This window comes from Salipaludibacillus neizhouensis (assembly GCF_002886185.1).
GTDB classification, from domain to species: domain Bacteria; phylum Bacillota; class Bacilli; order Bacillales; family Salisediminibacteriaceae; genus Salipaludibacillus; species Salipaludibacillus neizhouensis.
This window is the reverse complement of sequence record NZ_KZ614147.1, coordinates 451,563-469,864: the sequence shown is the minus strand read 5'-3', so window position 1 is coordinate 469,864 and position 18,302 is coordinate 451,563. Positions and strand designations below refer to the sequence as shown.

Below are 18,302 nucleotides of genomic sequence, written 5' to 3'. Positions count from 1 at the left end.
ATTCCATATAGATACATATATAGATAAAATTAACATAATATAGCGCACCAATAGATTTTAATATACAATGACGTTAAGAGTTGACACTAAAAAGCGTGGTGATTTCGTTGTTTAAACTTATGTTAATTGAAGATGACACGACTCTTTTTGAAGAAATCCAAGAAAGATTAACCCAATGGTCATATGATGTCTCTGGAGTGACAAATTTTAATCATGTTTTTCAAGAATTTACTGCTATCAAACCCGATTTAGTCATTATTGATATTCAATTACCTAAATATGATGGCTTTCATTGGTGTCGAATGATTCGAAACCATTCAAATGTCCCCATCGTGTTTTTGTCCTCACGAGACCATCCAACAGATATGGTCATGTCCATGCAGCTTGGTGCTGATGACTTTATTCAAAAGCCATTTTATTTTGATGTGCTTATTGCCAAAATCCAAGCAATTCTTCGTCGTGTTTATAACTACAATGCAGAAGACATTGAGCTTAAAACATGGTGTGGTGCTTTAATCGATTATCAGAAAAACACGGTTACGAATGATGCAGGGACGATTGATCTAACGAAGAATGAGATCTTTATATTAAAACTTCTTGTTGAGCATAAAAATCAAATAGTCAGCCGAGACGACCTTATCATTAGTTTGTGGGATGATCAGCGCTTTGTCAGTGATAACACGCTAACCGTTAACGTTAATCGCCTGAGAAAACGTTTGGAACAGCTCGGATTAGGAAGATTTATTGAGACAAAAATGGGTCAAGGCTACATCGCTATGGAAGAAACGAATACTTTATGATTAAACAGTATCTTATGGAGCGGCTCAGTTGGATTATACTTTTTTTATCCTTGCAGTTACTTCTTTGCTTTGTTGCCTATCTCGATCCCACGATTCCAGTTGCGTCTATCCTTTATATCATATTTTTATCATTACTCATTTTTAGTATCTTTTTGGTTATCCGCTATCATAGAGAAACAACATTCTATACTCGTTTACTCGATCAGGACAATGACCTTGACCTAACACAAATAGCAGACCCTCGTACTCCTTTTGAACAAATTGTTTCTGACAGTATAATTGGACAAACAGAACAACTGAAGCAACTCTCCTCCCATAATTTACTCACGTTAGAACAGGAGAGGGACGATATGCTCGCGTGGATTCATGAAGTGAAAACACCTCTGACTACGATGCATTTGATGATTGATCGCATAGAGGACAAAACAATAAAACGGCATCTATCCTTTGAATGGCTTCGTATTCATCTTTTATTGGATCAGCAGCTTCATCAAAAACGGATACCTTTTATAGAAAATGATCTCTATATGGAAGTCACTAATATAGAAAGCCTTTTTTACGCTGAGATTAAAACTTTACAATCCTGGTGTATTCAAAAAGGAATTGGTTTTGACTTTCAGTTAGAGAAGACAAAAGTACTTAGTGACGGGAAGTGGCTTGCCTTTATCCTGCGGCAACTTTTAACAAATTCCATTAAATATAGTAATGGTTCAGATATTTTGGTTAAAAGCTTCCAGCAAGAAGACCACATAATCCTCGAAGTAAAGGATTTTGGTCGCGGTATTGCTCAGAAGGACATTCCACGGATTTTTGACAAAGGTTTTACTTCTACTGTGGACCATTACGATAATGCTGCATCCGGGATGGGACTCTATTTAACGAAGAAAATTGCGCAATCGTTACTCATTAAAATAGAGGTTTACTCTGAATTTGAGCGAGGGACAACCTTTACATTAACTTTCCCAAAAATAAATGAATTCCTTGATACGACAGGCATGTGACGAGATTGTCACATGCCTGTCGTTTATGTTCGCTACATCGAAGGAAATGACAAACAAATCCATTTATACTCAAGCTATGATAGAGAAGGAGTGAGTAAAGTGAATATATTAGAAGCCACTAAGATTTATAAAAGATATGGAAATAAATTTAATAAACAGGAAGTTTTAACAGACTTGGATTTGACAATCAAAAAAGGTGAATTCGTCAGCATCATGGGGGCATCTGGATCTGGTAAAACAACATTACTAAATGTTCTTTCCTCCATTGATAAAGTTAGTCTAGGTGTCATCAAAATTGAAGGAAAAGAAATTACAGGAATGAAAGAAAAACAGTTGGCCGAATTTCGAAAGCATCATTTAGGATTTATTTTTCAGGACTATAATTTATTAGATACCCTTACTGTTAAAGAAAATATTTTGTTACCATTATCGATTACGAAGGCACCTAAAAAGGAAGCAAATCAAAAATTCAATGAAGTCGCAGATCAACTAGGGATTCTGGATATTAAATATAAATATCCAAATGAGATATCTGGTGGTCAAAAGCAGCGTACTTCCGCAGCAAGAGCTTTTATTCATGATCCAAGTATTATTTTTGCAGATGAACCAACTGGAGCACTCGATTCAAAATCTGCCTCTGATTTATTAAATAAATTAAGTGAATTAAATCATAAACGAAAGGCGACGATTCTTTTAGTCTCTCATGATCCAGTTGCCGCGAGTTATAGCAACCGTGTCATTTTTATTAAAGATGGACGAATTTATACACAATTAACGAAAGGAAATGAATCACGACAAACTTTTTTCAAGAACATTATTAACACACAAGGGGTATTAGGTGGGGTACACCATGACCATTAATCAACTCATCTATCGAAACCTGAAAAAAAATATAAAGAACTATTACCTGTATGTATTTGCCTTGATCTTTAGCGTGGCACTTTATTTTGCATTTGTAACATTGCAATACGATCCTTCGATGGATGCAACAAAAGGATCTATTAAGGGTGGTGCCGCCGTTAAAGCTGCATCCGTTTTACTAATTGGTATTGTCAATATCTTTCTTTTGTACGCTAACAATATTTTTATTAAAAGACGAAGTAAGGAGCTGGCATTATTTCAATTAATAGGAATGACCAAAGGAAAGATCTTTCAAATATTGAGTTTCGAAAACTTCATTCTATATTTTAGCTCATTAATTATCGGAACCTTTCTAGGCTTTTCTATATCAAAAATAACGACGATGATCTTATTTAAAGTCACCGGAATAGATGCCATCGCCACACTTCAATTTTCAGTCCAGGCACTTATCCAAACACTCGTTGTCTTTGGTCTCATCTATCTTTTTATCATGTTGATGAATTATATCTTTATTAAAAGAGCGAGTATATTATCATTATTTAACGTCAGATCAACAAGCGAAATAAAAATAAGAAAAACCTCTATGTTTGAAATAATTCTAGGTGTTGCTGGAATTGTCTTGATTGCATCTGGGTACTTTCTTTCCTCCATGTTATTTGATGATAAATTCATGGGAATGAATCATCTTTTCCTTATGATGATCATCATTCTGGCTTCTGTCATTACTGGAACGTACTTTTTTTATAAAGGTTCCGTTAATTTTATTTTTCATCTCATTAGAAAAAGGAAAGATGGCTATCTAACGATTACCGAAACATTATCTCTTTCATCAATTATGTTTCGCATGAAATCGAATGCTTTATTATTAACAATTATTACGACTGTCTCCGCCCTAGCGATTGGTTTACTATCGTTAAGCTATATCTCCTACTATTCAGCAGAAAAAACCGCGGAAGATGCTGTCGCTGCTGATTTCACGATGACTAGTAGCGAAGATTCTGATCAATTTAAGCAAGCTTTGGCAACTAATGGAATTTCCTTTAATGAAAGAGTCATTGATGTTATTCAAGTATCGGTTAACATCGAAGCATTATTGGAGGCCGAAATAGATGGGTTAAATTTTGATCCAAATATGATGATAGTTCCTGTGGTTAGTGACCTTGAAGTCGATGGGATAAGTCTTTCTCCAGAAACAACCCTTTTCACAGGTTACAATGATATAATGCAATCATTTATGCCCCTTAAAGATACAGGCGAAGTCGAGTTCCATGGAGTGAATAACGTTACTCCGCAAGAATTTTTAGGATTGAAAAAAGCCCCCATTATTTCAGCGTACTTTACTAACGGAGGTCTTCCTACAGCCATTGTTGATGAATCAACTTATGAACGTCTCTCAAATGATTTAGATCCGGAGATTCAAAAGGATTCCTCGATATATATTGGAATTTCTGTTGTAGACAATGCTCACATCAAAGACGCAAACGCTATTTTTAATGAAATGACATTCAGTCATGTTGATGGTCTCAGTCATACCTCTCAATACGACATTAGTAAAAGACAGAAGATAAACATGGGTCTTATTATGTTTATCGTAGGTTTTTTAGGATTAGCCTTTTTAAATACATCCGGCTGTATTCTCTACTTTAAACAAATGGGCGAAAGTGAAGATGAAAAATCAAATTACACGATATTGCGTAAACTTGGTTTCACTCAGTCAGATTTATTAAAAGGAATTCAAGTGAAACAGCTTTTTAATTTTGGAATTCCATTAGTCATAGGACTGCTACACAGCTTCTTTGCAGTTCAATCCGGTTGGTTTTTCTTCGGAACAGAAATTTGGACACCGATGATCATTGTTATGAGCATTTACACCATTTTGTACTCAATCTTCGGAATCCTCTCCGTTCTTTATTATAAAAAAGTTGTTAAGGAGTCTTTAACGTAATTTCTAAAACGAGGGAGTAATTCTCTCGTTTTTTTATTTATTCCTCGAAAAAAATTTTTAAACTCTCGTCGCAATAAGACTCTTCTCTCCCTGTTCGAATATCTAACTGTGTCACCATTCCAAATTAAACTTAGTATATTAATTTTATTTGTCCTGATTTGTCCAAAACTTATTTTACATCCTCCTGTTCGTTCGACAACCTCTTTAAAAGTCAGCTTTTATAATAGAGACTAAGATAGATTAATAGATTAGAGGAGGAAGTTTTTATGAAAATATTGTTACCGTCATTTATTCTACTATTGTCATTTACACTTTTATTTTCCACTGTAGTATTAGCACAAACTGAAAAAAGTGTAAAAGAGACCTTACTGTCATTAAGTTCTTCTATTACTTTCGAATCGAATCTGGGAGAAAACTACATAGCCTCTCTATTAAAAGATACGTTCCCCAATTTATATGAAAAGAATTTAACGATACACAATGGGAATTTGGCCGGTCTCACTTGGAAAACCGGTAATATGATGCACGCTCTTGAAATGAAGCAACGATTTAGTATTGCTCAGAGACAGCTGGATTATATGATGCTGAATACTGGACACAACCAGTTAACAGAAAGTAGGTCTTCCCTTAAAGAGCGAACTGAGCAAGGACCCGATCCATAGGATTAATGCAAGTCCTAGTATATGACATGTAATTTCAACGAACCTTTATAATAGATGGAAGTAAATTTAGAATAATGGAGGGGATACATGTACCAAGACTGAAAGAATTAAGCGACTTATTTTATCTCGGAAGGAGGTTGCCATCTGACCCAAAAATGTCCAGGGAAACGATCAACATAACAATTGACTTGTAAAGTGTACTTTTATGCTACAGCGAGGGCTTCCGCTGCATGCAATTCAAAAAGCAATAAGTGTAGTCACCCCGGACTATACTTATTGCTTATTTTTCTTAATAAAATACTTTGTCTACGTTATACTTTGCCTTGAGTTCGTGAATAATGAACGTTTCGTAAATTTCTCGATCGACAGGCTCTTGAATCAAACAAACAAGAATTTTAGTCACTTCGTCTCGGTGGTGTTTAATGGGAGAAACATTATCTTCAAAATGCTTTTTCAATCTTGGTCGTAATTTCCGCGCTTTTCCAACAAATAATAAGTCTTCTTCCTCATTTAAAAACATTAGAATCCCGCCCTTATCACGAGGCACTAGGTGGAAATCAGTAAATCCATAAGTATTACTCATTTCTGGAGAATCTTGTTTTGTAATTGTAATGTCCGGCGTTGGGATGGTGATATTTATCACGTAAGTTCACTTCCTCTAGTCATATTGCTGTAAATATTACCATACATCAACCTATATTGCGATCTTTACTAGCTCTTCGGGTCAAGTGCCTGGTAAGATTCTTGATATTTCCCGCCGTCAGCAACTTCTGAATGGTACAGAGCCTTAAGTGCATAGGTCTTTTCCAGATCATGTTCTTCGATAAGGTCTTTCAAATGTTGTTGTAATTCTCTATTCTCTTTTACAAGTTTTTTCATTTGCGATTTCATATACCTCATAAAACAATTAACTCCTTTCAACTCCGAAAAGTCTTCTATTATTTCGTATCTTGAGGCAATATATGTCGGTATGATACTGGTGAGCTAAGTACTACCGATGTATTTATCTTACCATATGGGATAAGTCGATCCACTAACAGGGCCAGTCCCTCAATTTTACTCACTGCTGCTTTAATAAAATAACTCGTTTGACCGGTCACACGGTGGCATTCGATGACATCTGTTTCCTCTTTAATTAGTCTTTCAAATTCAAGCGGAGTAATCTTAAGCTCACTAATTTGTATAAATAAGGTTGTGTCACGTCCTACTGCCGCAGGAGAAACTCGAGCACTGAATTCCTTAATGACACCTCTCTCCTGTAAACGGTGTACCCGTTCCGAAACACTCGGCCTGCTCAATGCTAAATGCTTGGATAATTCACTAATTGGCATTCTTGAGTCTGATTGCAGTAATTTAAGTAAATCGATATCAATTTGGTCCATTTTATAATCACTCCCAGGCATTATTTCAATTTGAAGGCTAAAACGCGATAATACATTCATTATATTACATATAACGAATAAACGCATTCTATTTTGCATACCCTTTTTTCCAATAGTGTTCTATCATTATACTATAGCTTTTTAAAGTATTTTCTATTGGAGGAATCAACTTTGAGTAAACTATTAAAAATCCTATTTGGTTCCTTTGTGGTGGCCTTAGGAGTAATTATTTTACAGCACTCGGACCTTTTAACAGGCGGAACTGCCGGCTTATCTTTAGGCCTTATGTACATTTTCAATATGCCTTTTAGTTTATTCTTTTTTATCATCAATATCCCATTCTATATATTCTCTTTTATAACGATGGGCTGGAGATTCACAGTATCAACTATCTTAGCCGTTTCATTTTTATCTTTAATGACAAGCATTGACATTTTCTTACCTCACTTTGTTATCCCTTCTCTATTAGGAGCCACCTTGGGAGGTGTGGTCATCGGACTTGGAGTATCTTATTTATTCATTACTGGCGCTTCACTTGGAGGTGCTCATATTTTAGCATTATTTTTACAGAAAAAATTCAACTTTAATCCCGGAAAAGTAAGCTTTTCATTCGATTTTTCAGTAATATTAATCAGTCTTTTTACAGTTGGTATTATTAATGGAATGTATTCCATCCTATCGATCGTTATTTTAAGTTCTATACTCAGCTATTTTAAAGGGAACTTTGCCACAGCCTCACCAAATAAAACAATGAAGGAAAGCAAAACGTATTCGCCGACAGCGAAAGTTTCCTTCGTAGCAAATTCATAATTTATAGACGAAGAAGGGACTAATTATATTAGTCCCTTCTTCGTCTTTTCTTTTCCTTATCCCGCCGGTTTATTTCTTCTATGTATCTGCCCAATGCCAAGCTCGTAAGATAAAAAGTCTAGCCTTCATCACAAACCTTGTCTAATCATCTCACATGTAAATACTGCACAGAAGAAATAGCAAAAGAGCAAATAATAAAGATAACGGAGCTTACAAATGCTTTTTACTGTTATCTTTATATTCCACCTATCTACCTTTGAACATTTTGGTGCATCCATCTAGTGATTATGTTCAAAAAGAAAAAGCAATTTTAGCCATAATGACCATGCCATGCAATTATTCTAAGTGATAAAATATGCGGAAGAATAAAAGTATTATTGATAACTCAACTCACCATTTCTTTTTCTGTAAAACTAAAACTTACATTTTATAATCTCTTCTTGAATAACGATTTTGAAAGGAATGATGATGATGAGTTTAAAGGCTTTAAAAGAACGTGTGAAAACTGATCTTTCTTACCTTGCCTTTGGAGGTAAGGATTGGAGCCGTATGCTCTATCATCCTGAGGGACATGTATACGATGTAGTGATCGTCGGGGGTGGTCAAAGTGGGCTCGGCACCGCATTTGGTCTTTTGCGAGAGCGAGTCTCCAACATTCTTGTTATCGATGAAAATAACGAAGGCTCAGAGGGACCATGGGAAACCTATGCCCGTATGGTAACGCTAAGAACACCGAAACATCTAACCTCCGTTGACCTTGGTATTCCTTCTTTAACCTTCCGTTCATGGTGGGAAGCTCAGTATGGAGCAAAAGGCTGGGAAGCAGTAGATAAGATTCCACGTGGGGATTGGATGAACTATCTTCGCTGGTATCGAAAGGTTCTTCAACTTCCTGTCCTGAATAATATCAAACTCAATCTTATCGAGCCTTTAGAAGAAGGGTTGCACCGACTTTCCATTGAAGGACCTAATGCACCCTCGTCTTCCTTACTTGCACGTAAAGTTATTCTTGCTACTGGTATTCAGGGTGGCGGAGAGTGGCATATACCTCCGATGATTGCCGAGAATTTACCAAAACATCTTTACGCGCATACTTCTGAAACAATTGATTTTCAAAAACTGAAAGGGAAAAAGATTGGTATTCTTGGAGGTGGAGCCTCTGCCTTTGATAACGCTAATTTTGCTTTATCAGAAGGTGTGGACGAGGCTCATATTTTTATCCGGCGAAAAGAGATGACGCGAATTAATCCAATCCGTCAAATGGAAGCTTCCGGTATGATCGAACGTTTTCATGCCCTTTCAGATGGTGATAAATATGCAGCTATCGCCCATTTCTTTAAACACAATCAACCACCAACCAATGATACTTTTGATCGTGCAACCTCATGGTCTGGTTTTAATCTGCATTTAAATTCTCCGTGGCTTGAAGTTGAGTCTGCAGCAGAGGGGGCAGTGATAACAACCCCTCAAGGAAGATTCACCTTTGATTACTTACTTATAAGTACTGGTCTTCTCACTGATCCGGCTTTGCGCCCGGAGTTAAAGCTTGTTGAAAGTGATATTGCTCGTTGGGGTGATTTCTACAAAGCCCCTAGAGAATTGGCAAACCCCATACTAGACGCACATCCTTATTTAAGCCCAGGCTTTGCTTTCTTAAGTAAGGATGAGAAGGGAAAAAAAGATCTTCATGGGCTTTTTGCTTTTAATTACTCTGCTTTAATTAGTTGTGGTGTCTCCGCTTCTGCACTATCAGGTATGAGATATGGTATACCAAAACTCGTCTCTGCTGTAGCAGATCAACTTTTTTTAGATGACCGTGATAAGGTCCTCCATCACTTCTTTTCCTATAATGAAACAGAATTTAATGGTGAGTGGTCAAAGAGTAAATTAAAGGCATAGTAAGTTAGTTCTAGATATTATCGAACTAAAAAACTCCCGTGTCATCCAACATAAATGAGACGGGAGTTTTAAGTAGTAATTAAGAGATATCTACTATATTTCACTTATGATATGGTTCTCTAAAGTGTATATAAATGAGGTTTTATTCCTCATTTATATACACTTGGCTATTGGTTCACTTAGCTCATCAATGCATTAGGTTACTTCCTCCATCGGTAATGAGGCATTTCTATTGCTTAACCATAAAATAAAGATGTAACACATATGTATTAAAAGGCATTTTTACCTTTTGATACACACTCTTCGACACTTCTTTTACATCGTGTTCATGTTGTTTAAAAACTATTGTAACTGTTCTATGAAGATGCTTGGTTATATAGTTTACTTGTTCATTTGTGCTAGAAAATCTCCAAGTAAATCTTCTCCATCCTCTTCTTCCACTTTCTCTTCTTGACTATCTTCTGAAGACGATGCATACTCTTCTCTTGCCTTTGTCAAATCAAAGTTCATCAAATCATCTTCCACGTCATCTTTTTCATTAGTTACAGGATTCTGAGGTTCTTTCAACTCATGGTTAAAATTAGATTGGTCGTCACCAGTTTTGAATTCTTCCGCTGAGACATTAGTCTCTTGTAGATATAACGCCTCATCAATATCTATCGCGTTGCTATTAAGAGACGCTAGAAAAGAAGTTGCTCGAACCGGATCTGCTAATAACTGGTAGACGACACTCCCTAACAAAGCTTCAGAGTGAGAATGTTTTAACCAATTACGCTGTTCTTTTGTTAATTGTCTCGGAAGAGGAATTGTCACTGTTTCTCTTTCTTTTGAAAGGGAATTACTTACCCCGTCTAAAATAAACTTAGCAATTTCACTGGAAAAGTTTCTTCTCTCAGTTTCTTTTAACTTTTGTAATTGCCTCAATATATGATCTGGTGTGTCAGAAGGTAGGCGAAATGTAATCGCCTGTCCCCTCTCAATCTTTGCAGTCCCCTTTTTTAGCATAAAATCACCCTATTTGTTTTTTACAGTTCTTTTCTCTGCCTCTTCTTCTACTTGTTTTTTATTATTCTTTTTATCAAAAGCGGAGATTAACTTGTAATACGCATTAGCCATCATCCAAATACTCTCTTTTTCGTCTTCAAAAAAATCAATATTGTAACCATCTAAATTATTATTGATCGTTTTGAGATACTCCTTTAAAACCATGGACCCTCCACCTACAAAATAACAAATCTCAGTTTGGGAATTTTTTTGCCAAACATTGCGTAAATGTCGGTATTGTTTCTTAGCAATTTCTAATAATATTCTATCCGTAATATCATGAACGCTTGTCCGACTACCTTTGACCATAATATGATTTCGATCGTGTTTCTTTGTGATTACTTCGACTACATCTCTACGACTATCTAGCTCTACACCATGTTTTGTTCTAATTTCTTCTCTGATAGATTCTAAAGATTCAGATACTCCAATATTAAACCCTTGAGCTTTATCATCGTCTACCTTCCGATTTTCAATAACAGCAATATCTGTAGTTAACCCACCAATGTCCTGGATTAAAATTCTCTTATCTACTAAGTCTCTGTTAATGATATTTAAATCATTATCCATAACTAAGTTAATATAAGCAGCAAAGCCCTCAGGGTAAACCTTCACATGGTCAAACTTTATATTCACCTTTATACCTTGATATTTGGGAGTTACTAAAAATTCAATTTGATGAACAGATCCTAAAAGACGTGAACGATACCCCACGTCCTTTCCTTCTTTCACCTCACGAAGAGGTAGTCCTGTACCTAGCGTATAATTAGCATTAATCACGCTATCTTTTCTTTCAAACAAATCCTCATTTTCTGCTCTGGCTGCATCTAATGCCAAAGAAGCAAAAAGCATGATTAATGTTTGATCTTCCTCAGATTTGCTGCTACCTTGATCTAATTCAGTTGCATTTCCGCTCTTAGTTGCTAAGTCACCGACACGATAAATAGCATTGTTTTCCCTTAAAGCAGGTGAGTGGACTCGTATATGTACACCTTCTAGTGGATTTTTATCATCCAATTCTTCTATTCCTATTACTGGTCTATCTTCGGTATCTCTCGCAATAACATTAGGCATGTTTAGCTCATATTCTGCTTTTCCAAATAACGCTTTAATAGAATCATTACCTACATCAATTGCTGCAATTCTACTTTTCCTCATATATTTTCATCCCTCTCCATTTACTAGTAATATTATATAACTAATATCTACCATTCACTAAATAATATAGTAGATGAGTTCGTTCTTCAATCATCCTAAAGTTGCGTTCGTGATTGTATACACGAACGTATACAAGGAAACATTCCGTAAACACCTTAACAAAGATATGTATACGAGTTTGTATACATGTACACGATTACGAAAACAAAAAGAATACATAAAGTTTTCTTGTGTACTCTATTGTATACATGTGAATTTAATATTTATAAGCACTTAAAATAGATAGAGAATATACTTCCCATCATGAAAAATGCTTTCTATAACGATTATTTTACTTCCATCGACAACTACCAAACAACTATAAATAATCACAATAGACTAGACCGAATGACAATAAAAAAATAGATCAATCGAAATAAAGTATACTAGATCGTTCTTCCAGTACACTTATTTATTTTAACTTTGACAATCAACGTTTCATAACACCATTAAAGTATTTTTTACTCCACCCTTTATTACAATTGAAGAATTATTTTTCACATTTAGGTCTTTCTTAAGGGCTGTTTACGCAAACTTTGTTATTTTTGCTCACAACCTAGAAGAAGCGTAAGGCCGGCGAGTAACCGCAGGAGCAGCTGAAGAGCCCGCAGGATGGTCCCCATAACACTGTGTTAGGTACTAAGTGTAAACTTAGCTACAAGAAAGATGCTCCAACATATAATTCTTCATAAGATCCCGGTTTACTAATGATAAAACCCTGTGCATAATCAAATTCTAATTTAGAAGACTTCCAATTGCTGACCAGTTTCAATACCGCTGCACAAATTTTAATGACATTATGTAAAGCATATTGATCATCGCCTGTACCATGATACTGTTTTTAAGGTAAGTTGCTACATCGTCAATAAACGATTTATCAATTTTTGGTAATTATTGATTAATATACATTATGAAAAACCTCATTTACTTATGATACGGTTCATTACGGTTGATTTTAAAAGCACGGTATACTTGTTCAACTAATATGAGCCTCATTAGTTGATGTGGATAAGTCATCTTAGAGAATGATAACTTCGAATTGGCTCGTTTCAGCACTGCATCACTTAATCCTACGGAACCACCTATGACAAAAGCAATTTTACTTTTCCCATAGGTTGCCAGGTCGTCAAGTTCTTTTGCTAGACGTTCTGACGTCCAAGCATTCCCCTCAATAGCCAAAGCGATCACATGAGTGTCCTGCCCGATCTTTGACAAAATCCGTTCTCCCTCTTTTACTTTCACTTGAATCATTTCATTGTTGCTCATATTTTCTGGTGCTTTCTCATCAGCAACCTCGATAATTTCAACATTTGCATATGCGGAAAGACGTTTCGTATATTCCTGAATCCCCTGTTTTAAATATTTTTCTTTTAGTTTACCCACAGTAAAAATCGATATATTCATATGTGTGTCCTTTCTTGAGTTAGTTATCCACAAAAGTTATCCACATATACACAACCCACTACCATTTTCTAGCTTAAACTAAGGTTTTCGTTCTAAATTCTTTGTGGACAACGAATTTTCAGTTAACTAAACACCTTTTTTCTTGGAATTTATAATAATAGATTAGACATCTTTTAAAATTAGCTTTATTCTTCGTTTTACTTCCAATACCATTCATTGGGAATAAATTACCTTTTAAGTATATCTTTCACCCTGTTGATAACCATGTGCATAACTCTACTTATACACATGTTTTCCACAGTGGTTTTTCTGATATGTTTGTAACTTATCGAATAACTTTCTTGACCATATAGGTTGAGGAATGTTCACAGATAAAACAGACTTTTTCGGTTTTTTCTTGTTCGGGAACTAAAGCTAATTCCGGGGGGAAACCCTCATCATCAATGGCTTCTTCTATTGCCTCTTCCACATGTTCTTTACAGCTAAATATCCACTCCATAAGCACAACTCCCCTCCTTTTTTGACTACCGCTTATCCCATGCGGACATAGGTTTCAGTATTGATAAACTATTTGTCCACATAACATGTGAATAACTTAGTTTCTTACCTCATTATCATGTTAAGCCAGGTTGATTTATTTTTAGTTTATTTTCTTATAAATTCCTACTTTATTCTTTTAAATCACCCATTCTGTTCTAGATACTATACTATCATCGGTCGTTCTAAACAAATACATAAAAAACAGGAGAGATAACTTCTTTATCCCTCCTGCATATAATTAAAACACTTGCTTATCTAATGTTAGCTTGACAGTCTGTTTCTCTCCTTCACGATAGAACGTGACGTCAATTGTTTCACCAATTTTTACATCTTTATATAAAAAGCTGCGAAGATCATGGGAATCATTTATTTCTTCATCATTTAGTCCCACAATAACATCACCTTCTTGCAGACCAGCATTAGCTGCTGGAGTGTTAGATTCAACACCTTCAACGTAAACACCGCCAGTAACATCTTCAGGAAGGTTTAATGTATCTTGCCAATGAAAGCTAGGGATCTCTTGTAAGGATCTAAGCAAAATACCCATTTGTGGACGCTGCACTTCTCCATATTGTTCAATATCAGCAATAACTGGAAGTGTAAGGCTTGAGGGGATTGCAAAACCTATCCCTTCCACCGAAGATTGAGCTATTTTCATTGAGTTAATCCCAATAACCTCACCCTGTATATTTAGTAAAGCACCACCGCTGTTACCAGGATTGATCGCTGCATCGGTTTGCAATACTTCCGCATTCCAATCTGGCTGACCATTTCCTGTTAAGTCGACAGGCAAACTACGTTCGATCGCGCTAATAATTCCTAATGTAACAGAACCTTCGAAAGATAATGGATTCCCTATTGCAATGGCAGGTTCCCCTGCACGGACTTCATCTGAATTACCAAATTCCGCTACTGTTTCTATGCCTTCTGAGTCAATCGTTAGCACTGCTAAATCAGTTAGCAAATCTTCTCCGATAAGTTCGGCTGGTACACGAGATCCATCGTTTAAAGTGACATCTAGTTCACTGGACCCTTCACCAGCCCCTTGAATTACATGTTGGTTTGTGACAACAAAAGCATTGTCTCCCTCTATCTTATAGATAACTCCGGAACCTGTGCCTTCACCGCCTTCAGCCCCAAATAGACCAGAAGATTGCTGCATATTCACTACTCCTACGACCGCATCTGACACGCGGTCAACTGCCTCAATTACTTCGGAGGTCGTTTGCAGACTTACCGTCTCCGTTTCTACACTCTCATCATCCGTATTTTCCTCAATAACCAAGTCACTATCAACTTCATTTGCATTCTTTAGCAACACTTCATATGGTAAAAAACCGTTATTTGCAAGAACAGGAACAGATAGTAAAACTAGCAATGCACCTAATACTGCACCAAAAAATCCAATAAGTCCTGCTCCTTTTACACCTTGCCGCTTCCTGCTACGAGTTTCTCTACCTGCTGAATGATCATCATAATACCCCATCTAACACCCTCCTCTATCTCTCATATGAGAAAAGTAATTCAAAATACAGTACTTAATTCAGATATCTAGCGTAAGATCATTTCAATAAATTACTAGTATTTTCGTCTATCATTCTGCTCAGTTTTGTTAATATTCCACATATCAATAGGATTTCCCAAGGCACGAAACGATAAACATCTGATTGAAAATAATGGCTGTTTTTCTTATCTTTGTTTCCTTAAAAAAATTAAAGTAGCATCAAGTAACTCCCGTTCCCGTTAAAATAAAATCTATAAGAATACAGTCAATGTAAAAGAGGTTTACATTTATAAAAAAAGAGTTAGACAACTTTTAATGGAGTTGGAATCGTTGGGTCCGTGTCAAAAAGCCTCACTTGTTTTCCTACCTCCACATCATATTCTTCCAACGTTTGTTGGACAGTCATTCTTGCAAGTTCCTTCATGTTGTTGTCCTTACTCAAATGAGCGAGATAAACATCTACATTGTTCGAGCCGACAATTTCTGCCAAGGCGATTCCAGCATCACTGTTTGAAACGTGTCCCTCATCACCTAGTATTCTTCGTTTCACTGTCCATGGATATCTCCCCATACGAAGCATATCTATATCGTGATTAGACTCGAATATAAAAGAATGAGAACCTTTTGATACTCCCATCATTCTATCACTTACATAGCCTGTATCCGTAAGCAAAGTCAATTTACGCCCTTCGTGTTGAAAAGAGAAAAACATCGGATCTGCAGCATCATGAGAGACTCCAAATGATTCTACATCTAAATCTCCAAATGTCTTAACTTCTCCCTGGTGAAAATGAAATTTTTGGTCAAGAGGAAGCGTTCCAAGCATGCCATCCATCGCTTGCCATGTTTTCTCGTTTGCGTAGATAGGTAAGTTGAAACGACGGGCAAAGATACCCGCCCCTTTAATATGATCACTATGTTCATGAGTGACAAGCAGCCCATCCAAATCAGATGGGGATATATTTATGTGCTTGAAGCACTCCTCTAATTTTTTTCCACTAAGACCTGCATCTATTAAAAGGCGCTGTTTCTCTGTCTCTACATAGATTGCATTTCCAGTGCTACCACTTGCTAGCACACTAAATTTTAAACTCATTCTCTCACCCACTCCAATTAACTAGTTGGTTCCACTTCTACTAAACCACCCTCTAACGCATCTACATAATACACCTGGTCTTTTGCTTTGATTCGCCAAACAGGTGCATACATTTGTGATTGCCTTTGTCCTTCGCCCAGATTGTAATTGTAATAACCCAATTCAGAGTCTTCAATGATTGTACCCACACTCAAGAGTGATGCATCTAATACCTGTTCAACCGCCTTGTAAAGAGACAATAACTCTTGTTTTCGGTCTTCCTCCTGATCTCTTATATTCATATATGTCTGCGTGTAAGATTCCACATTATTATCCTCGGAAATATCTAATATCAAGTGATGATTATCCCCTTCATAATCATCTATTTTACGCCCTTCATACGTTTGATAGAGTCCAATTTTACCTTCTTCTTCATTATAGACTGCAAAATCATATTCCTCTCCGTTATATACATGCCTAGTTAAGAACGCCTCTACACTTGCGTCTATATTAGCATCAACAATTTTGTACGGATTCTCAAGAACCGAATAAATAGTTGTACTATTAAGTAAATCTGCTTCTTGATCCTCGAGATTTTCCTCAAGAAAAGACTCATCAAACGTACGATAGGTGCCAGAGATAGGAGCACCTTGTACCGTCTCCTCAGGATTATCATCGATAATTTCAACACGTTGCTGGATAAGCCGCTCTTGCAACGATGATGCTTCCGGCGCCACACTATAGTTTTGCGTTTCTTTTTCATAAAGTTGATATCCTAAAAATGCATTTAAGCATAAGAAAGTGATAATGAAAATTGTTTTTGCCTTACTCCAATCCATTTTCCATCTCCTCGCTATTCATATCAAGCCGTGTCCATCTTCCATTTTGTGTCTCTACATACCATGCAGGACGAAAAGTAACAAATGAGCGATGTCTTGTCATATAATATCCAACGCGAATATCTTCGACTGTTTCTAGGTTGTACCACTCTTCTTCCTCAAGTTGATGATCTACCTCATGAATAGAAGGCATCTCAACTGTATCTTCAAACGTTGCACTATCGAGTTTAAATATTGGTCGATCATACTCACTTATTTGGCCGCCTGAACGAGCTAGGCGCATCGTATAGTATTCTGCGCTTCTATTCGAACCAAACACTGGGATTCCATCTACGTGTAACCGAAAAGAGATTTCATTACTGTCCATGAACTGTTCTAATTCACCGATGTAATATTCATCCGTCCATCCATCATGTCCATTAATAAAATCTACAGCTGTCTCTAATAAAGACTCTTCCTCTGATATCGGACTCCCAACCACACCAGGTCGCACATAATTAATTAAATTCTCGCTATCTTGAATTTCCATCATACGATTACCATCTGTATAAGAATCAGTTTGGCTCCCTAATGGGGACCGATCGACATATTCCGGATCAGTAAAAAGAGCTTGAATAAAGGAAGCAATCGGCAGATCTGCCGTTTCATACGTATATTCCTTTAGTGTAAAAGGTTGTGTCGGAACATAGATAACTTGCTGAAAGGCATCGTCCATACTATCATCATTTAAGATTCGTTTTTCTACTGGAATCTGATACTCTTCACTTTCCTCATACATCTGCTCTAATTGATCTATTGTTAAAGATGCAATGTCAAAATTATAAATAACTTCAAGTTCTGTAGAGATTAATTGAAGTATCACAGAAGATCCCTCACCCGAAGAATCTTCAAGAAGAATGACTCGATCAATTTGATCTAATTCCTCTGGGAGTATGTTTTCATCTACATTAAATAAATCAGATATCCATTCATGTTTAATCGCTTCACTGAAAACAAGTTCTAGCCCATTTAAAGTCTGATCTAACGAAGGAGCATCTTCACTACTGCCACTCTCAAAGTATTCTAATTCAAGCTCAGAGAGGAACTCCATAAAAGCAGGATAATGACCTTCAATAGGTTGGATCCAAGAGATATCCTCTTGATTATGAATTAATATCTCTTTTGGCGATATAACTTCATTTATCGAACGTGACTCACCGATTTCCTCACTTTGGACATAATCAATATCAATATCCTCTAAATTATCGTATTCAGGTTGGTAAGACAAAATAAACCATGTTAAAGTCATACTAGTCAAGACAAGGAACCAAAGAACCACTGTTTTGATATTTTCAATCAT

At 36.3% G+C, this 18,302-nt stretch carries 18 protein-coding genes; 7 read left to right on the top strand and 11 right to left on the bottom strand.

Annotated features, from left to right (window positions below; all coding sequences use genetic code 11):
• Positions 1-107: 107 nt before the first annotated feature.
• From CEF18_RS19245 to CEF18_RS19225, 5 genes are all read left to right on the top strand, one after another.
• Positions 108-800, top strand: a complete 693-nt coding sequence (locus CEF18_RS19245; RefSeq protein WP_110938131.1) for a response regulator transcription factor — start codon at positions 108-110, stop codon at positions 798-800.
• Positions 797-1,801, top strand: coding sequence for a sensor histidine kinase (locus CEF18_RS19240; RefSeq protein WP_110938130.1), 1,005 nt, complete (start codon positions 797-799; stop codon positions 1,799-1,801). Before CEF18_RS19245 ends, CEF18_RS19240 begins: the two co-directional genes overlap by 4 nt.
• Positions 1,802-1,900: 99 nt before the next feature.
• Positions 1,901-2,662 (top strand): ABC transporter ATP-binding protein, encoded by a 762-nt coding sequence (locus CEF18_RS19235; protein ID WP_110938811.1) that lies wholly within the window; start codon positions 1,901-1,903, stop codon positions 2,660-2,662.
• The gene (locus CEF18_RS19230; protein WP_110938129.1) at positions 2,652-4,607 is read left to right on the top strand and encodes an FtsX-like permease family protein; all 1,956 of its coding nucleotides are present in this window, start codon (positions 2,652-2,654) and stop codon (positions 4,605-4,607) included. Before CEF18_RS19235 ends, CEF18_RS19230 begins: the two co-directional genes overlap by 11 nt.
• Positions 4,608-4,873: 266 nt before the next feature.
• Entirely contained in the window at positions 4,874-5,269 is a 396-nt protein-coding gene (locus CEF18_RS19225; RefSeq protein ID WP_110938128.1) for a hypothetical protein, read from the top strand.
• 289 nt (positions 5,270-5,558) lie between these two features.
• Here the strand turns inward: CEF18_RS19225 and CEF18_RS19220 are convergent, their stop codons facing one another.
• From CEF18_RS19220 to CEF18_RS19210, 3 genes are all read right to left on the bottom strand, one after another.
• On the bottom strand, positions 5,559-5,912 hold the full coding sequence (locus CEF18_RS19220; protein ID WP_110938127.1) for a GIY-YIG nuclease family protein: 354 nt from the start codon (positions 5,910-5,912) through the stop codon (positions 5,559-5,561).
• Positions 5,913-5,980: 68 nt separating this feature from the next.
• A complete protein-coding gene (locus CEF18_RS19215; RefSeq protein ID WP_110938126.1) occupies positions 5,981-6,169 on the bottom strand; it encodes a hypothetical protein in 189 nt (62 codons plus the stop codon).
• Positions 6,170-6,207: 38 nt separating this feature from the next.
• Positions 6,208-6,651 carry an Lrp/AsnC family transcriptional regulator gene (locus CEF18_RS19210; protein WP_110938125.1) on the bottom strand — a complete coding sequence of 148 codons (444 nt, stop codon included), beginning with the start codon at positions 6,649-6,651 and terminating at the stop codon, positions 6,208-6,210.
• A gap of 171 nt (positions 6,652-6,822) precedes the next feature.
• On the opposite strand from CEF18_RS19210, the gene CEF18_RS19205 reads away from it, so the two are divergent.
• Together CEF18_RS19205 and CEF18_RS19200 are read left to right on the top strand one after the other, a co-directional pair.
• Positions 6,823-7,461 carry a YitT family protein gene (locus CEF18_RS19205; RefSeq protein WP_183041155.1) on the top strand — a complete coding sequence of 213 codons (639 nt, stop codon included), beginning with the start codon at positions 6,823-6,825 and terminating at the stop codon, positions 7,459-7,461.
• 471 nt (positions 7,462-7,932) lie between these two features.
• Positions 7,933-9,360, top strand: a complete 1,428-nt coding sequence (locus CEF18_RS19200; protein WP_110938123.1) for an FAD/NAD(P)-binding protein — start codon at positions 7,933-7,935, stop codon at positions 9,358-9,360.
• Between the two features lie 381 nt (positions 9,361-9,741).
• Here the strand turns inward: CEF18_RS19200 and CEF18_RS19195 are convergent, their stop codons facing one another.
• From CEF18_RS19195 to CEF18_RS19160, 8 genes are all read right to left on the bottom strand, one after another.
• A complete protein-coding gene (locus CEF18_RS19195; RefSeq protein ID WP_110938122.1) occupies positions 9,742-10,365 on the bottom strand; it encodes an SAM-dependent methyltransferase in 624 nt (207 codons plus the stop codon).
• Positions 10,366-10,374: 9 nt separating this feature from the next.
• Entirely contained in the window at positions 10,375-11,562 is a 1,188-nt protein-coding gene (locus tag CEF18_RS19190) for a ParM/StbA family protein (protein ID WP_110938121.1), read from the bottom strand.
• A gap of 963 nt (positions 11,563-12,525) precedes the next feature.
• Positions 12,526-13,005, bottom strand: a complete 480-nt coding sequence (gene rlmH / locus CEF18_RS19185) for a 23S rRNA (pseudouridine(1915)-N(3))-methyltransferase RlmH (protein WP_110938120.1) — start codon at positions 13,003-13,005, stop codon at positions 12,526-12,528.
• Positions 13,006-13,330: 325 nt separating this feature from the next.
• Positions 13,331-13,504, bottom strand: coding sequence for a CxxH/CxxC protein (locus CEF18_RS19180; RefSeq protein ID WP_147422006.1), 174 nt, complete (start codon positions 13,502-13,504; stop codon positions 13,331-13,333).
• Positions 13,505-13,783: 279 nt separating this feature from the next.
• Positions 13,784-15,031 (bottom strand): S1C family serine protease, encoded by a 1,248-nt coding sequence (locus CEF18_RS19175; RefSeq protein ID WP_110938118.1) that lies wholly within the window; start codon positions 15,029-15,031, stop codon positions 13,784-13,786.
• 319 nt (positions 15,032-15,350) lie between these two features.
• The gene (locus tag CEF18_RS19170; protein ID WP_110938117.1) at positions 15,351-16,145 is read right to left on the bottom strand and encodes an MBL fold metallo-hydrolase; all 795 of its coding nucleotides are present in this window, start codon (positions 16,143-16,145) and stop codon (positions 15,351-15,353) included.
• 17 nt (positions 16,146-16,162) lie between these two features.
• Entirely contained in the window at positions 16,163-16,963 is an 801-nt protein-coding gene (locus tag CEF18_RS19165) for a two-component system regulatory protein YycI (RefSeq protein ID WP_110938116.1), read from the bottom strand.
• Positions 16,950-18,302, bottom strand: a complete 1,353-nt coding sequence (locus CEF18_RS19160; RefSeq protein WP_110938115.1) for a YycH family regulatory protein — start codon at positions 18,300-18,302, stop codon at positions 16,950-16,952. The genes CEF18_RS19165 and CEF18_RS19160 overlap by 14 nt, the downstream gene beginning before the upstream one ends.

What these genes read in the sequence shown, in the direction of transcription:
- CEF18_RS19240 (WP_110938130.1), top strand. Translation starts at nt 797, where the DNA reads ATGATTAAACAGTATCTTATGGAGCGGCTCAGTTGGATTATACTTTTT.
- CEF18_RS19230 (WP_110938129.1), top strand. Translation starts at nt 2,652, where the DNA reads ATGACCATTAATCAACTCATCTATCGAAACCTGAAAAAAAATATAAAG.
- CEF18_RS19225 (WP_110938128.1), top strand. Translation starts at nt 4,874, where the DNA reads ATGAAAATATTGTTACCGTCATTTATTCTACTATTGTCATTTACACTT.
- CEF18_RS19215 (WP_110938126.1), bottom strand. Translation starts at nt 6,169, where the DNA reads ATGAGGTATATGAAATCGCAAATGAAAAAACTTGTAAAAGAGAATAGA.
- CEF18_RS19210 (WP_110938125.1), bottom strand. Translation starts at nt 6,651, where the DNA reads ATGGACCAAATTGATATCGATTTACTTAAATTACTGCAATCAGACTCA.
- CEF18_RS19200 (WP_110938123.1), top strand. Translation starts at nt 7,933, where the DNA reads ATGAGTTTAAAGGCTTTAAAAGAACGTGTGAAAACTGATCTTTCTTAC.
- CEF18_RS19195 (WP_110938122.1), bottom strand. Translation starts at nt 10,365, where the DNA reads ATGCTAAAAAAGGGGACTGCAAAGATTGAGAGGGGACAGGCGATTACA.
- CEF18_RS19190 (WP_110938121.1), bottom strand. Translation starts at nt 11,562, where the DNA reads ATGAGGAAAAGTAGAATTGCAGCAATTGATGTAGGTAATGATTCTATT.
- rlmH (WP_110938120.1), bottom strand. Translation starts at nt 13,005, where the DNA reads ATGAATATATCGATTTTTACTGTGGGTAAACTAAAAGAAAAATATTTA.
- CEF18_RS19180 (WP_147422006.1), bottom strand. Translation starts at nt 13,504, where the DNA reads ATGGAGTGGATATTTAGCTGTAAAGAACATGTGGAAGAGGCAATAGAA.
- CEF18_RS19175 (WP_110938118.1), bottom strand. Translation starts at nt 15,031, where the DNA reads ATGGGGTATTATGATGATCATTCAGCAGGTAGAGAAACTCGTAGCAGG.
- CEF18_RS19170 (WP_110938117.1), bottom strand. Translation starts at nt 16,145, where the DNA reads ATGAGTTTAAAATTTAGTGTGCTAGCAAGTGGTAGCACTGGAAATGCA.
- CEF18_RS19165 (WP_110938116.1), bottom strand. Translation starts at nt 16,963, where the DNA reads ATGGATTGGAGTAAGGCAAAAACAATTTTCATTATCACTTTCTTATGC.
- CEF18_RS19160 (WP_110938115.1), bottom strand. Translation starts at nt 18,302, where the DNA reads ATGATTGAAAATATCAAAACAGTGGTTCTTTGGTTCCTTGTCTTGACT.